The organism is Pseudomonas sp. PDM05 (assembly GCF_014851685.1).
GTDB lineage: Bacteria > Pseudomonadota > Gammaproteobacteria > Pseudomonadales > Pseudomonadaceae > Aquipseudomonas.
Map to the genome: position 1 here is coordinate 435,728 of NZ_JACVAC010000004.1, position 15,849 is coordinate 451,576.

Below are 15,849 nucleotides of genomic sequence, written 5' to 3' on the forward strand. Positions count from 1 at the left end.
AAATCCTGTGAGAAGTGGGCTGTCTTCCTTGAACCCTGAAAGGGTTGGCTCAAGCCCGCCAAAAGCGGGGGAAGATTAGCACTGGCGGCCGCGAACGGCCCAGCTTTTCAGAGGGGTCAGGCCAGCAGATGGTTCACGAATATTCCGAGTCGATCTCATCGAGCTGGTGATCAAAACTCTTCAAACGCGCCGTCCAGGTGTACACCAGCACCTCAAACTCGCGGTGGATCACCGCATTGCCGGGGGTGTCGGCCTTGGGGTCGCAGAAGTCCAGTTGGTAGCGCTCCCGCGCCATTTGCGCGGCGACGTCGGACAATTCCCGAGCATTATTCAGCCAATGCCTACCGTCGGCGACTTGCTGATCCAGGGCCACGCACTGTTTTTTCAGGGCTTCGAGGCTTTTTTCCAGGGGCGTGCCGGTGAGTTCACCCATGACTTCCTGGAAGGTGCGCCCAGGCTGCCAGTAGCTGCCCCAGAAATAGCGGTCGAACACGGTTTCGACGCGGCGCAGGGCGACCTTGGTGTCCCAGATCGCCACGCGGGTCTTGCCCTGTTCGAGCAGCCGACGTTTGATCCGATGGTTCTGGTAGGACGCCCAGGCCACCACGCCGATGGACAAGGTACCGATCACCAGGCAGGCGCTGTCGAGGAACACCATGGCCTTGTCGATTTGATGGGCGAGCATGACGCCATAGAAGTAGGCAGCCGATAACAACACCAGTGCGAAGAACACGCACCAGAAAGCGGGAGCATAAGGGTTTTTCATTATTGGAATCCCCATGAGCAAACGCGAGCAGTGTCAGGTGAGCGCCGTTGCCTGAAAAGCCACGGCGTTCACCTGACAAAGCATAGCTATTCGCTCAGGGTTTGCTGGCTTGCGCCGCTTGCGTTCGTCCGCTTTCCCAACCCCCGCCCAAGGCCAGGAACAGATCGATCTGGCTCATGGCAACCTGGGTGTTCGCCGCCGCCAGTTGCGCCCGTACATCGGTGTAGGTGCGGGTGGCTTGCAGGTCGGCGAGGAACGACGCGCGGCCGGCCTGGAAGAAGCGGTGCGTCTGGTCCGCCGCTTCCTTGGCCGACTCGCCGGCTTCGTTCAAGGCGTCGCGACGCTGCAACTGCGCGGTGTATTGCGCCAGGCCCGTCTGGGTTTCGCGGATGGCGTTGAGCACCACCCCGTCGAAATGCGCCAGGGCGCCCTGGGTCGCGGCTTCGGCTTCGTGGATACGTGCGCGGGCGCCGTTGGTCGGCACGGTCCAGCTGATCAACGGGCCGAAACCCCAGTGGTTGGTCGGTGCGGTGCCGAGGTTTTCCAGAATGCCGACGGTGCCGACCGTGGCGCCGATGCTGATGTCGGGGTACAGCGCGCCGGTGGCCACGCCGATACGCGCCGTCGCTGCCGCCAACTGGCGTTCGGCCTGGCGCACGTCGGGACGCCGCTTGAGCAGCGCGGCGCCGTCGCCCACCGGCAGTAACTGAGCGATGTGCGGCAGCTCGGCACAGCTGCCGGTGCCCGCCGGCAATTGATCCACCGGCTTGGCCAGCAGCATCGACAGACGGAACAGACCGGCCTGGCGCGCCGCTTCGTAGCGCGGCATGTCGGCGCGCAAGGATTTGTATTGGGTTTGCGAGCGGGTCACCTGGGTTTCATCGCCGCGCCCGGCGTCGCGCAGGCGCTGGGTCAGGGTGGTGCTCTGGGCTTGCAGTTGCAGGGACTCGTTGGCAATCGCCAGTTCTTCGTTGGCCGCGCAGACCTGGGTGTAGGAACGCACCACATCCGCCACCAGGGTGATGCGCGCAATATCGGCGGCGGCCTGGGCGGCATCAGCGCTGGCCTGGGCGCTTTCGATCCCGCGCTGCAAGGTGCCCCACAGGTCGAACTGGTACGACGTGCTGATGCCGACACTGCCGATGTTCGCCACCGGCACTTTGTCTGCCAGCAAGAACGCCTCGCCGGATTCCTGCAAGCGCTGGGCCTCGGCCTTCACCCCGGCATTCCAGCCACCGGCGGATTCCGCCTGCTGCACCTGATACCGCGAACGCTGCAGGTTGGCGGCGGCCACGCGCAGATCGGTGTTGGAGGCCATGGCCTGGCGCACCAGTTCGTCCAGGCGCGCGTCGTTGTACAGTTTCCACCAGTCGGCCGGCACCGGCGCCGACACCACATTGTGGCCCTCGCCCGCGAGCTGCCCTTGCAGATCGCCGCGCTTCACCGCCGCTGCATCCGGCAGTTTGTAATCCGGGCCCACCGCCTGGCAGGCCGACAGCAACAACCCCAGCGCAGTAATGGCCAGCCGTTGCTTCATGGCTTGTCTCCAATGATCGACACCGTGGCCGTGCGTCCGGCAATCATGCGGAAGTCTGCCGGCACCTCGTCAAACGCGATGCGCACTGGAATCCGCTGGGCCAGGCGCACCCAGCTGAACGCCGGGTTGACGTTGGGCAACAGGTTGGCGCCGCTGCTGCGGTCACGGTCCTCGATACCGGCGACGATGCTCTGCACATGCCCGTGCAAACGGGCGTTGTCGCCGACCACCCGAATGTCCACGCCCATGCCGACGTGGATACCGTCGAGCTTGGTTTCTTCGAAGTAACCGTCGATGTGGAACGAATTGCTGTCCACCACCGACAACACCGGACGCCCGGCGGTAACGAACTCCTGGCTGCGCGGCGCACGGTCGTTGACGTAGCCGTCCACCGGGCTGCGGATCACCGAGCGGTCGAGGTTGAGCTGGGCGGCGTCCACCGTCACCTGCGCTTCAGCCAGCGCCGATTGGGCACGGGCAACGCGGGACTGGCTTTCTTCCAGTTGCTCGCTCGGCACCAGGTTGCCCAGGCCACGGTTGCGTTTGTATTCGCGGTTGGCCTGGGCCAGGGTTTCCTGGCGGTCGGCGACGGCGGCCTGGGCCTGGCGCAGGGCCAGCTTGAAGCGGTCCTGGTCGACGGCGAAGAGCACCTGGCCCTTGGTCACCAGCTGGTTGTCACGCACCTCGACTTGCTGGATCAGCCCGGACACGTCCGGGGCGATCTGCACGATGTCGGCGCGGATGTGCCCGTCGCGGGTCCACGGCGCAAACATGTAGTACATGACCATGCGCCACACCACGACGACCGCAAAGGTCACGATCAACAACGTGAGGACTACACGGCCGATGGTCAAAAACGGTTTTTTCATGTCATCAGGTATCGACTGAGTGAGTCCACCGCGCCCAGCAACAGCGCGTAGAGCCCCACGTTGAACAATGCCCGGTGCCAGACCAGGCGGTAGAAGTGGAGACGGGTCAACAACCCGTGCACCACCAGAAACAACACGTACGTAATGCCCATCAGCACCAGCAGCGTGGGCAGGAACACCCCGCTGATATCCAGATCACCGATCATAAAGGCGCTCCATCGGGTAGCGGCGCTTGCATCTCGGCGCCGCCAATGAACTCCACACCGGGCAACAACGCCAGGCGCAGGCCGGCCAGTGCGTGCAGCAGGTGCACGCGGGTATCGTCTTCGTCTTGCAGGCCCTGGCCGTTGAGCGCACGACGCGTGCGGTCGAGGGTCATCAGCAGACCGCTCGGCGCGGGCAAGCGTTCACCGGCTTTGAGGCAGGCCTTGAAGTAACCGCCGACACCTTCGACCACCTGGTTGAGCAGCACCCGTGGCACGCCAAGGATGCGCGGCGAGTAGGCCAGCAGGTCGAGCAGGTTCAGCGCCACGCGCAGGTCACGCAGGGCAATGCCGGTGTCCTGGCCGATGATCGCCAGGCGCGGCAGGTGCTGCATCAGGCGGTCGAGCATTTGCGCGGCGAGGTGACGGTGTTCGTTGAGGGTCGCCGGTTCAGTCATGCCGACGATGTCGTGCCAGCTGAAACGGGTCAGGCGCTTGGCCGCCAGCTCGGCACCGAAGGGCCGCGCGATCAGGGTCCACACAAACGCGAACAACAAGCCTACGGGCCCGGCCAGGTTGACGTTGGCGAAGTTGAGGAAGTCTGCGTCATACGCCCCCTGGATGCTGATGAACGACGAGGTGTTGACCAGCGTCAGCAGCATGCCCAGGTAGAAACGCGGCTGCACGGTGAGCGTGCCGATGCAGATGAACGGCAACGCGAACGCCAGCACCAGCATCGGAAAATCGTGCAGGTTGGGCAGCACCAAAAACAGATAAAGGCTGGCGAAGAGCACCGACATCGCGGTCCAGAAAAAAAATCGATAGATCTGCGGCGCGGGGTCGTCCATCGAGGCGAAAAAACTGCACGCCACGGCGGCGAGGATCACCGCGCTGCCGCCGTCGGTCCAGCCCAAGAGAATCCACAATACCGAGGCGACGATGATCGCGGTGACGGTGGAAAACGCCGAGTAGAACATCAGGCCACGGTCGAGGAACGGGGTCAGGCGACCGAGGCGCCAGTGGCGGTAGACGGCGCGCCAGGTGACCTGGCTTTCGCAGGCGATGGCAGCTTGCAGGCTGCGGCAGTCTTGCCACAGGTCGATCCATTCGCCGAGGCGATAGAGGGCGTTGGAGAACAGCAGCGTGTGGCGTTCGTCCAGCGCTTCGCCGCTGGGTTGCAGGGCTTCGAGTTGGTCGCGCAGGGCGCGCCAGCTGTCCAGCGTGGGGTTTTCTGCGCTGCTTTGCAGCCACTGGTTGGAGGCTTCCAACAGCGGCGTCAGTTGCTCGAGGTACTGCGGCGCACGCTGTTCGACGGCGTAGAGCGCGTCGTCGAGTTCTTCCACCACGGGCAGCAGGTGAATCATGCGCCCACGCAGTTCCTTGGTGTTGCGCACCGTCTGCGGCCGCGCGCCTTCATGGGGCAACTGGCCGATCATCAGCTCCAGGGTGTTGAAGGTGGCGACCATACCGCCGCGCAGGCTGCTGACTTCTTCTGGCGTGACGTTGCGTGTCAGAAAGCGCTGGCTGTAGACCTGGGCGTCGGCAAACCACTTGCTCACCGAGCCATCGAACACCGGCGCCAGGCGGCGTGGCCAGAACATCGCGCCGACCACGGCGGCGACGGCGATGCCGAGGAAGATTTCTTCGGTGCGCGCTTCGGCCACGTCCCACACGGCCAGCGGGTTATCCACCACCGGCAGGGCGATCAGCGGCAAAGTGTAGCCGGCCAGCATCAGCGCATAGTTGTTGGCGGTGCGCAGGTGCATGGAGAGGAACAGCAAGATGCCGGTCCACAAGGCAATCACCAACACCAGCACATAGGGCGACTGCACGAACATCGGCACAAAAAACACCGCCGCCGCCGCGCCCATCAGGGTGCCGATGGCACGGTACAACGCCTTGGAACTGGTGGGGCCGACAAACGGGCTGGAAACGATGTACACGGTGGCCATCGCCCAATAGGGGCGCGGCATCTGCATGAGCATGGCGATGTACAGCGCGATCATCGAGGCGGCGAAGGTGCGCACACCGTAGAACCAGTCGCGGGCAGGCGGGAAACCGGTAAAGAAACCGTTCAAAGGCTCGCCGCCTCGAAGGCCCGCAGCACGCGCAAGGCGGCTGCCATATCGTCGGGGGCGATGTCCGCCAGGACTTCCTTGCGCAGGCGCACCAGTTGCACTTCCACCGCCTGCACCAGCTCACGGCCACGCTCGGTGAGGCTCAGGGCCTTGGCGCGGCGGTCGTGAATGTCTTCGGTGCGGCACACGTAGCCGCCGTTGCACAACTGGTCGAGCAGGCGCACCAGCGACGGGCTCTCCATCCCCGAAGCCTGGGCGACTGTTACCTGATGCACACCGTCGCCCAGGCGGCCGATCATCAACAGCGGCACCGCGCAGGCTTCGGAAATGCCGTAGCTCACCAGCGTGGTCTGGCAGATTTTGCGCCAGTTACGGGCGCCCACCACCATGCTGCTGCTGAGGTTCATGTGAAGTTGTTCGAGGGATTGAGGCACTGGATAGTTCGCATACAGTTAGTTTGCTAACTATCAATATGGTGGATGAACGGAAGGCCGTCAAGTTTTGAAACACTTTTGCGGGAGACATCGCGCAACCTCAGAAAAAGTTCACTTGCGCGATTAAAGCCCGGTTTTCTCAACTTTTGCGGTTGACGCGAAGTTTTTTACACCCCCCGTCCCTTCCTCAACAACACGTCCAACTCATCCACCAACTCCGCCCAATCCGCATCCTTGCGTTTCTCCTCACGCAAAAACGCGCTCTGGCTGGGCGTCCAGAAAAACGCATCGGCCAGTTCCAGCTCGGGTTTGAGCGGCGAATGAACCACCAAGAATTTATCGATACTCTGCGCGTCATCCGGCAGTCCCAACTGCTTGAACAACGACGACAAGCTATGCACAGGCGATTCCATGACAGATTCCTAAGAAGATGAGTCACCCGAGTCTAGCCCAGATGCACGCCCTGCCACGACCGCTCGACGCACCGATACGCTGACGGCGAGTGCGACTCGCCGTCAGCACCAGCCGATTACTTGACCACGGCAGGCGCCACCGGCGCGGCGATGTTGCCCGCCGCCCACGCCGACTCGCGACCGGCCAGGGCGGTGGCGATGCTCTGCACGCGGTCGGAGTCCAGTTGCTCGGGCAGCGGGTCGAGACCGGCGCTGGCGAAGATCTGGCCGTAGGCGTTGCGCAGGTCGGCGTAGGCCAGGTCGCGGCGCAGGTCGGCTTGCAGGGTGTTGAGTTCGCCCTGGATCAGGTCGAGCTCGCCGAGGCCAGCAGCTTGGTGACGGTTGCGCAGTTGGGTGAGGATCTGCCCGTCGATATTCGCCAGTTGCTCGTTGGTCTTGAACTGACGCACGGCGTCCTGGTAGTTGGCGTTGGCCACGTAGATCTGCGCCAGCACCGCGATGGACATCGCCTGGCGGCGGGCGGTGGCGACTTCTTCGCCGGCCTTGGCCACGTCGATGGCGGCCGGGGCCGAGATCACGTTGAACAGGTTCCAGGTGACCTTGGCACCGTAGTCGGCCCAGCGGTTGTCCACCAGGAACGAGTTGCTGTCGTAATGCCCGCCGGCGCTGAATTCCAGGCCCGGCAGCAGGCGCAGCATGGCTTTGCGGGTTTCGGCGGCGCTGATGCGGGTCTGGTAGTCCTGCTCGCGCAGCTCAGGACGGTTGGCCAGGGCTTCCTGTTCCAGGCTGGCGAGGTTGACCTTCAGTTGCGGCACGCTGTAGTCGTCCGGCGTGGCCAGCTTGAGCTCGGTGCCCATGGGCAGGTTGATCAAGGTCGCCAGCTCGGTCTTGGCCAGGGACAACGCGCGGCGCTGCTCCTGCAATTGGCGCGTGGCCTCGATCAGCGAACGCTGGTAGCCGAGGGCTTGCACCGGGTCGCCGATGCGTTGCTCGCTCATGCTTTGGCTGTTGCTCTGGGCCTGGTCGACGCGAGCCATCAGGCTGTCGATCTGGCCGAGCAAACGTTCGGCCGCCACGGCGCGCCAGTAGGCCGAGCGCACGTCCTGGACGATGGTGTTGATCACCTTGCGGCGGCGTTCCTGAATGATCAGGCGTTGGTCGCCTTGCTGCTTGGCGCTGATGTAGCTGACGCCAAAGTCGAGCACGTTCCACACCATGGTCAGGTCCGCCACGCGACGGTCGCGGTCCTGGGAGGTGGACGGTTCCAGGGACTGGGTGCCGGTACGCACACTCTGGCTGCTGGAGGCGTTGGTGTTGTTGCGTCCGGCATAACCGGCCGACAGCGCCATGCGCGGCAGCATGTCAAAGCTGGAGAGGTCGGATTGACGCTTGGCCAACGCCTCTTCCATCACCTTCAAACGGCCTTCGAGGTTGTACTTCACCGCGCGGGCCATGGCCTGGTGCAGGGTCAACGGGCCGCTCAGCGGTTCCTGATCCTTGTACATGCCCTGCAGGTCGCTGCGAGCGCGCTGCTCGCTGACGCTGCGTTCAATCGGCTTGCTGGTGACCGCACAACCGCTGATCGCCAGCGCCAGCAAGCTGGCGCCGAACAACTTATGACTTTTATTCATCCTTGGACTGCCCCTGTTACCGCGCCTTGAATTTAGTGTGATCAGGCCTGCATTTCGTTGATACCGACCTGTTGCAGTGCATGCGCCAGATCAATCACCTGGCGTTGTTGTACGTCATTGATCTGCTGCAATTGTTGACCCAGGGTCGGCGCCCCCAACGTGCCGCCCGAGCCTTGGATCGATTTGCTGTCGAAGGCCTTGAAGCCACCGTCGTCACCCTGGGTTTCGCGGTTGAACAGGCCCGATAAAGTGCTTGAGCCAAACACCCCGCCATCGCCGCCGCCAAACCCGAGGAACCCGGAGGCACCCGCCGCATTGCCGCCGTCCGTGCTGAACACCTGGGCGATATAGCTTGGCGCCAGAGCGTTGTTGCGGATAAAGATGTTGCCGATCGGCGGCAAGCCGCCGCCCGAATCACGCTGCTCGAACAGCGCCGGGAAACCAATCGGCGAGCCCAGGTTGCCGGTGGGCAGGCCAAAGATGATCGGTTGCAGCGGCGCATCCGGCGCCCCCGGTGGCGCCGTCGGGCCGGTGACACGGAACAGCGGGTCGCCGGTCAGCGCGACGGTATTGATCGCGTAGTTGCCGGAGTTGCTGAAGCCGCTGCCGGCATTGCCCGCCGCATCCGTCACCAGGCTGGTGTCGAGGGTGATGAAGTTGCTCGGATCAAAGAGGTTGGCCGTCGGCGTCAGGGTGGCGGTCCAGGTCTTGCCGCCATCGCTGGTGGCGAGGTTGGACAAGGTGCCGTTGGCCACGCTCAAGTCATCCAGGTCAAAACCACTGACTTTTTCACTGAAGGTGAACGTCACGGTGGTGGTCTGGCCGACGGTCAGGTTCGGGTTGGCCACGGAGATCGTCGCGGTTGGCCGGTCGGCGTCGAGCGCATAGTTGTTGGAAATGGCGATGCCCGCACCGGCGTTGCCCGCTGCGTCGTTCACCAGGCTGGCATCCAGCACCACCAGGTTGGTCGGGTCGGTAATCGCGACGGTCGGCGTCAAGGTGGCAGTCCAGGTCTTGCCGCCGTCGTTGGAGACGAGGTTGGACAACGTGCCATTGGCCACGCTCAGATCCGACAAATCAAAACCGCTGACCGCTTCGCTGAAGGTTACGGTGACCGTGGTGGTTTGCCCGATGCCGAGGACGGCGTCGGCCACGGTGATGGTCGCGGTCGGCCGCTGGGTATCGATGCTGTAGTTGTTGGAGTCGGTGGTGCCGACGCCACTGTTGCCCGAGGCATTCGTCACGCCGCTGTTGTCCAGCACGATGAGGTTGCTGGTGTCGGTGATATTGCTGGTCGGTGTGAACGTCGCGGTCCAGGTGACGCCGCCATCGCTGCTGCTCACCGCACTCAGGCTGCCGTTGGCAAGGGTCAGGTCGGCGTTGGTAAAGCCGCTGACGGCCTGGCTGAAGGTGATGGTCACCTGGGAGGTTTCGCCCGCCTTCAGTTGCGTGTCGGCCACCACGATGGTTGCCGTCGGCACCTCGGTGTTCACCGCATAGTTGGCGGAGTTGGTGGTGCCGGTGCCGCTGTTGCCCGCCAGGTCGGCGATGCCGGTATTGTTCAGCACGATCAGGTTGGTGGCGTCGGTCACACTCAGGGTCGGCGTGAACGTTGCCGTCCAGGTGATGCCGCCGTCGCTGCTGCTGACGTTGCTCAGGCTGCCATTGGCCACACTCAGGTCGCTGTTGTCGAAGCCGGTGACGGCCTCGCTGAAGGTGATGGTCACCAACGAGGTTTCGCCCGGACGCAGGTCGCTGTCACTCATGACAATCGTGGCGGTCGGCCGCTGGCTGTCGACACTGTAGTTGTTGGAATCGGTGGTGCCGGAGCCGGCGTTGCCCGCCAGGTCGGCGACGCCGGTGTTGTCCAGGGTGATCAGGTTGGTGGTGTCGGTGATGCCGGCCGCCGGGGTAAAGGTGGCTGTCCAGGTGATACCGCCGTCGCTGCTGCTCACCGCGCTCAAGGTGCCATTGGCGATGGTCAGATCGGCATTGGTGAAACCGCTCACCGCCTCGCTGAAGGTGATGGTCACCTGCGAGGTCTGACCGACGCTGAGGGCCGTATCCGCCACTACGATGGTCGCGGTAGGACGCACGGTGTCAATCGCGTAATTGTTCGAGTCGGTGCTGCCGCTGCCGGCGTTGCCGGAGGCGTTGGCCACGCCGCTGTTGTCCAGGGTGATCAGGTTGGTGGCGTCGGTGATACTGCTGGTCGGGGTGAAGGTCGCAGTCCAGGTGATGCCGCCGTCACCGCTGCTCACGGCGCTCAGGGTGCCGTTGGCGATGGTCAGGTCGGCGTTGGTGAAACCGCTGACGGCTTCGCTGAACGTGATGGTCACCAGCGAGGTTTCACCGATGCTCAACGCAGGGTTCGCCACCACGATGGTAGCCGTCGGCAGCACGGTGTCGATGCTGAAGTTGGCCGAGTTGGTGGTGCCCGCGCCAGCGTTGCCGGCCAGGTCGCTCACCCCCGTATTGTTCAGGGTGATCAGGTTGGTGGTGTCGCGGATGCCCACGTCCGGCGTGAAGGTGGCCGTCCAGGTGATACCGCCGTCGCTGCTGCTCACGGTGCTCAGGGTGCCATTGGGGATGCTCAGGTCGGCATTGGTGAAACCGCTGACCGCCTCGCTGAACGTAATGGTCACCGCCGAGGTTTCGCCGGCGCTCAAGCTCGCGTCGGAGACCACGATGGTTGCCGTTGGGCGCTGGGTGTCGATGGCGTAGTTGCTCGAATCCGTGGTGCCGCTGCCAGCGTTGCCCGCCAGGTCATTGACGCCGGTGTTGTCCAGGCTGATCACGTTGCTGGTGTCGGTGATGCTGGCGAGCGGGGTCAAGGTCGCGGTCCAGGTGATACCGCCGTCGCTGCTGCTCACCGAGCTCAAGGTGCCATTGGCAATGCTCAGGTCGGCGTTGGTAAACCCGGTGACCGCCTCGCTGAAGGTGATGGTCACCAGCGAAGTTTGACCGATGTTCAGCGTCGTTTCCGAGACCACGATGGTGGCCGTCGGACGCGCGGTATCCATCGCGTAATTATTCGAGTCGGTGGTGCCGCTGCCGGCGTTGCCGGAGGCGTTGGCGACACCGGTATTGTCCAGGGTGATCAGGTTGGTGGCGTCGGTGATGTTGGTGGTCGGCGTGAAGGTCGCGGTCCAGGTGATGCCGCCATCGAAGCTGGCCACGTTGCTCAAGGTGCCGTTGGCGATGGTCAGGTCGGCGTTGGTAAAGCCGGTGACCGCTTCGCTGAAGGTGATGGTGACCAGCGAGGTATCGCCGATTTTCAGGCTGCTGTCGGCCACGACGATCGTTGCGGTTGGGCGCACGGTGTCGATGGTGAAGTTACCCGAGTTGGTGGTGCCCGTGCCGGCGTTGCCGGCCAGGTCGCTCACGCCCGTATTGTTCAGGCTGATCAGGTTGGTGGTGTCGTGGACACCCGCGGTCGGTGTAAAGGTGGCGGTCCAGGTGATACCGCCGTCGCTGCTGCTCACGGCGCTCAGGGTGCCATTGGGCACGCTCAAGTCAGCATTGGTGAAACCGGTAACCGCCTCGCTGAAGGTGATGGTCACCAGCGAGGTTTCACCCGCGCTCAGGGCCGAATCGGCGACCACGATGGTCGCGGTCGGGCGCTGGCTGTCGACCGCATAGGCGTTCGAGGTGGTGGTGCCGGAACCGGCGTTGCCGGCGGTGTCGACCACGCCGGTGTTGTCGACGACCACATGGTTGTTGCCCTGGGTGATGCCTGCCACCGCCGTCAGCGTCGCGGTCCAGGTGATGTTGTCGCTGGTCGACAGATTCGACAGCGCGCCGTTGTCGACCGTCATGTCAGCCAAACTGAAGCCAGTGACGGCCTCGCTGAACGTGATCGTGACCAACGACGTGCCGCCAATCCCCAGCGCGTTGTCGTTGACCACCACCGTGGCGGTGGGCCGCTGGGTATCGACGGCGTAGTTGTTGGAATTCGAACTGCCGCTGCCGACGTTCCCCGAAGTCGCCGCCTGCACCCCCGTGTTGTCCAGGGTGATCAGGTTGGTGGCGTCCGTCACATTGCTCGAAGGGGTGAACGTCGCGGTCCAGGTGATGCCGCCGTCGACGCTGTTCACGGCGCTCAGGGTGCCGTTGGCGACGGTCAGGTCGGCGTTGGTAAACCCGGTGACCGCTTCACTGAAGGTGATGGTCACCAGTGAGCTGGCGCCAACGTTCAAGGCCGGATTCGCCACGACGATGGTCGCCGTAGGCGCCACGGTGTCGATGCTGTAGTTGGCCGAGTTGGTGACGCCCGAGCCCGAGTTACCGGCCAGATCGCTCACCCCCGTATTGTTCAGGCTGATCAGGTTGGTGGCGTCGTTGATACCCGCGGTCGGGGTGAAGGTGGCGGTCCAGGTGATACCGCCATCGCTGCTGCTCACCGCGCTCAAGGTGCCATTGGCAATGCTCAGGTCGGCGTTGGTAAACCCGGTGACCGCTTCGCTGAAGGTGATGGTCACCAGCGAAGTTTCACCGGCGTCAAGCACCGGGTCGGCCATGACGATGGTCGCGGTCGGGCGCTGGGTGTCGATGGCGTAATTGTTGGAGTCGGTGGTGCCGCTGCCAGCGTTGCCCGCCAGGTCGGCAATGCCGGTGTTATCCAGGGTGATCAGGTTGGTGGTGTCGGTGATGCTCGCGCTGGGTGTGAAGGTAGCGATCCAGGTGACACCGCCGTCGCTGCTGCTGACCGCGCTCAGGGTGCCGTTGGCGATGGTCAGGTCGGCGTTGGTGAACCCGGTGACGGCCTCGCTGAACGTGATGGTCACCTGCGAGGTTTCACCGATTTTCAACGCGCTGTCGGCCACCACCACCGTCGCCGTTGGCCGCACGGTATCAATGGCGTAGTTATTGGAATCAGTGGTGCCGCTGCCGGCGTTGCCGGCCTGGTCGGCAATGCCGGTGTTGTCCAGGGTGATCAGGTTGGTGGCGTCGGTGATGCTGCTGGTCGGCGTGAACGTCGCGGTCCAGGTGATGCCGCCATCAAGGCTGTTCACAGCGGTCAGGGTGCCGTTGGCGATCGTCAGGTCGGCGTTGCTGAAGCCGGTCACCGCCTCGCTGAAGGTGATGGTCACCAGTGAGGATTCGCCGATTTTCAGGCTGCTGTCCGCCACGATGATCGTCGCGGTTGGGCGCTGGGTGTCAATGACGTAGTTATTGGAATCAGTGGTGCCGCTGCCCGTGTTGCCTGCCAAGTCGCTGATGCCGGTGTTGTTCAAGGTGATCAGGTTGGTGGTGTCATTGACGTTGCTGCTGGGGGTGAATGTGGCGGTCCAGGTGACGCCGCCGTCGCTGCTGGTGAGCGACGAGACAATGCCATTGGCTACCGCCAGGTCGGCGGTGGTAAAGCCGGACACCGCCTCGCTGAAGGTGATGGTCACCGAGCTGGTTTGACCGATGCTCAGGGCAGTGTTCGCGACCACGATGGAAGCGGTCGGCCGCACCGTGTCGATGGCGTAGTTGTTGGAATCCGTGGTGCCACTGCCGGCGTTGCCCGCCAGGTCGGCGATGCCAGTGTTATCCAGGGTGATCAGGTTGGTGGTGTCGGTGATGCTCGCGCTGGGTGTGAAGTTCGCGAACCAGGTGACACCGCCGTCGCTGCTGCTGACCGCGCTCAGGGTGCCGTTGGCGATGGTCAGGTCGGCGTTGGTGAAACCGCTGACGGCTTCGCTGAACGTGATGGTCACCAGCGAGGTTTCACCGATTTTCAACGCGGTGTCGGCGACCACAATGGTCGCGGTTGGTCGCACGGTGTCGATCGTGTAATTGGCCGAATTGGTGGTGCCCGCGCCGGCCAAGCCGTCGTTGATCGCGACCACCCCTGTGTTGTCGAGGGTGATCAGGTTGGTCGCATCGGTGATGCTGCTGGTCGGCGTGAACGTCGCGGTCCAGGTGATGCCGCCGTCGAGGCTGTTCACAGCGGTCAAGGTGCCGTTGGCGATCGTCAGGTCGGCGTTGGTGAAACCGCTCACCGCACGGCTGAACGTGATGGTGACCAGCGAGGTATCGCCGATTTTCAACGCGGTATCCGCCATCACGATGGTCGCGGTTGGCCCCGGGGAATAAACCGTGTTCACCGTGCCGCCGTCATTGAAGATGTTGTTCACGGCCGCTACGGAGGCGCCCGTGGAACCGCCGCCCAAGGCAGGGCCACCGGAGCCGCTGCCACCGACGTTACCGCTCATGGCCGCAAAGTTGGCAGCCGTCATCAACAGCGTGCCTTTGTTCCAGATCGCGCCGACGCCTTTGCCGGCCGCGCCGCCCGAATCGGCGGAGCCACCCAGGCCACCACCGCCACCACCGCCGCCACCGGCAGCGATGTTGTTGGTAATCACCGACGTGCCGACAACGGTCAGTGTGCCGGTGCTGCCGTTGTAGATACCGCCGCTGGCCGAGGCACCCGCCCGGCCAGGTTTGTCCCAACCGGAGCCGCCGCCACCGCCGCCAATGGAAATCGTGCCATTGTTTGCCGTACCACCGGCGCCGCCATTGCTGTAGTTGGCCGCGCCCACGCCGCCCGCGCCGCCGGTGCTGCTGCCGCCCCTGCCGCCCATGTAGTTGGGGTTATAGCCGCCGCCGTTGCCGCCGGTGTTGGCACTGCCGGAAGTGCCGCCATACACGCCTGTACCAAAGCCGGAAGTACCACCGTGACCACCGGCTTGCCCGCCGAGCGCGCCGCCACCGCCACCGCCGCCACCGACCGCGCCACCGACATAAGGCGCAGTAACCCCGCCACCGCCACCGCCGCCCGAGGCTGCGTTGCTGGTCACCGTGACATTGGTCAAGGTCAGGTTACCGTAGTTGACAATGCCGCCGCCCATGGCCGCCGTTCCGTCGGTCCCCGCCGCAGCGCCGTTGCCGGCGGCCAGGCCCTTGGTGATGATCAGCCCATCCAGGGTCGCGGTGACGCCGGAGTTGACCCTCAACACCTGGGTTTTGTACTGCCCGCTGATGGTCACGTCTGCCACGCCATCATTGTTGCGATCGCCGTCGATGGTGAGGTTCTTGGAGATGATCAGCTGGCTGTTGAGGTTGACCGTCATGTCGGCACCGAAGGCCACGGTATCCCCCGATACCGCGTCGCTCAGGGCCTGACGCAAGCTGCCGACACCACTGTCGCCGTTATTGAGCACCGTGATCGTCGCCAGGCTGTACTGATACCCCGACATGCTGCCGTAGGACAGCGCGGTGTGGCTCTCGATGGAGCCGGTGGCGATTTCCAGGGTCCAGTCGCTGCCCGCGCCGGTGCGGTTGGTGGACGCGGCAATATCGCGCCCGGTCAGCTGCGCCAGGGAGTCGACAAAGTTGATGCCCTTGTCGCCCGCCGCCGTGTTGCAGGCGTAGATCAGGATGTCGCCGCCAACGTTCATGTCCTGGCCGATCTGCGCCAGCACTTCGCTGCGGGCCGCGACGTTGTCTGCCGACAAATAGGTGTTGCCCAGCCACAGGTCCCCGGCGTTGCCGTGGGCGATGATCTGCACCGAGCTGACGCCCTGGTGGCTGCCCAGGTAATCGGCGATCTGTTGCAGGCCGTCCTTGCTCGCGTCCAGTTGCACCACCTGGGTGCCGGGGGCGACGCCTTTGAGCAGCTCGGCAGAGTCCTTGACCCGCGCGTCGACGAACACCACGGTTTCACCCGGTACGGCGACCGGGGCCGGGGTCACGGGCGCATCGGTTTGCGCATGGGTTTCGCTGCCGGTACCGGCGTGCTCGGTGGTCGGCGCCTTGGCGGCCGCGTCGGCAGCCGTGGCGTGACTGTCGGCCTGCGCCACATCAGCCACTGTGGCGGCGACCGCGCCGTCGAACAGCATGCGTGGTTCCAGGGACATGATCATCGGCGTCGCCTGAGTGAGGGCGCCTGTTGTCGTTTGCCGTGCCTTAGCTTTGCTCCACCACATGC

9 protein-coding genes are annotated in these 15,849 nt (G+C 64.1%); all 9 read right to left on the reverse strand.

Annotated features, from left to right (window positions below):
• Nucleotides 1-133 precede the first annotated feature (133 nt).
• Entirely contained in the window at nt 134-766 is a 633-nt protein-coding gene (locus IB241_RS11785) for an NADH:ubiquinone oxidoreductase subunit N (protein ID WP_192298550.1), read from the reverse strand.
• Between the two features lie 94 nt (nt 767-860).
• On the reverse strand, nt 861-2,303 hold the full coding sequence (locus tag IB241_RS11790; protein ID WP_192298551.1) for an efflux transporter outer membrane subunit: 1,443 nt from the start codon (nt 2,301-2,303) through the stop codon (nt 861-863).
• Nucleotides 2,300-3,172, reverse strand: coding sequence for an efflux RND transporter periplasmic adaptor subunit (locus tag IB241_RS11795; protein WP_192298552.1), 873 nt, complete (start codon nt 3,170-3,172; stop codon nt 2,300-2,302). The genes IB241_RS11790 and IB241_RS11795 overlap by 4 nt, the downstream gene beginning before the upstream one ends.
• Entirely contained in the window at nt 3,169-3,378 is a 210-nt protein-coding gene (locus tag IB241_RS11800; protein ID WP_010214247.1) for a DUF1656 domain-containing protein, read from the reverse strand. Before IB241_RS11800 ends, IB241_RS11795 begins: the two co-directional genes overlap by 4 nt.
• Nucleotides 3,375-5,453, reverse strand: coding sequence for an FUSC family protein (locus IB241_RS11805; RefSeq protein ID WP_192298553.1), 2,079 nt, complete (start codon nt 5,451-5,453; stop codon nt 3,375-3,377). Before IB241_RS11805 ends, IB241_RS11800 begins: the two co-directional genes overlap by 4 nt.
• The gene (locus IB241_RS11810) at nt 5,450-5,860 is read right to left on the reverse strand and encodes a MarR family winged helix-turn-helix transcriptional regulator (RefSeq protein ID WP_192298554.1); all 411 of its coding nucleotides are present in this window, start codon (nt 5,858-5,860) and stop codon (nt 5,450-5,452) included. The genes IB241_RS11805 and IB241_RS11810 overlap by 4 nt, the downstream gene beginning before the upstream one ends.
• 194 nt (nt 5,861-6,054) lie before the next feature.
• Complete coding sequence (locus IB241_RS11815) at nt 6,055-6,300, reverse strand: DUF2789 domain-containing protein (RefSeq protein WP_192298555.1); 246 nt, start codon at nt 6,298-6,300, stop codon at nt 6,055-6,057.
• A gap of 116 nt (nt 6,301-6,416) precedes the next feature.
• Nucleotides 6,417-7,931 carry a TolC family protein gene (locus IB241_RS11820; protein ID WP_192298556.1) on the reverse strand — a complete coding sequence of 505 codons (1,515 nt, stop codon included), beginning with the start codon at nt 7,929-7,931 and terminating at the stop codon, nt 6,417-6,419.
• 41 nt (nt 7,932-7,972) lie between these two features.
• Complete coding sequence (locus IB241_RS11825; RefSeq protein ID WP_192298557.1) at nt 7,973-15,847, reverse strand: Ig-like domain-containing protein; 7,875 nt, start codon at nt 15,845-15,847, stop codon at nt 7,973-7,975.
• Nucleotides 15,848-15,849 lie beyond the last annotated feature (2 nt).

Bases quoted from the DNA above. Each gene is read 5' to 3' on its own strand.
- IB241_RS11785 (WP_192298550.1), bottom strand. From the start codon at position 766: ATGAAAAACCCTTATGCTCCCGCTTTCTGGTGCGTGTTCTTCGCACTG.
- IB241_RS11790 (WP_192298551.1), bottom strand. From the start codon at position 2,303: ATGAAGCAACGGCTGGCCATTACTGCGCTGGGGTTGTTGCTGTCGGCC.
- IB241_RS11795 (WP_192298552.1), bottom strand. From the start codon at position 3,172: ATGAAAAAACCGTTTTTGACCATCGGCCGTGTAGTCCTCACGTTGTTG.
- IB241_RS11800 (WP_010214247.1), bottom strand. From the start codon at position 3,378: ATGATCGGTGATCTGGATATCAGCGGGGTGTTCCTGCCCACGCTGCTG.
- IB241_RS11810 (WP_192298554.1), bottom strand. From the start codon at position 5,860: ATGAACCTCAGCAGCAGCATGGTGGTGGGCGCCCGTAACTGGCGCAAA.
- IB241_RS11815 (WP_192298555.1), bottom strand. From the start codon at position 6,300: ATGGAATCGCCTGTGCATAGCTTGTCGTCGTTGTTCAAGCAGTTGGGA.
- IB241_RS11820 (WP_192298556.1), bottom strand. From the start codon at position 7,931: ATGAATAAAAGTCATAAGTTGTTCGGCGCCAGCTTGCTGGCGCTGGCG.
- IB241_RS11825 (WP_192298557.1), bottom strand. From the start codon at position 15,847: ATGTGGTGGAGCAAAGCTAAGGCACGGCAAACGACAACAGGCGCCCTC.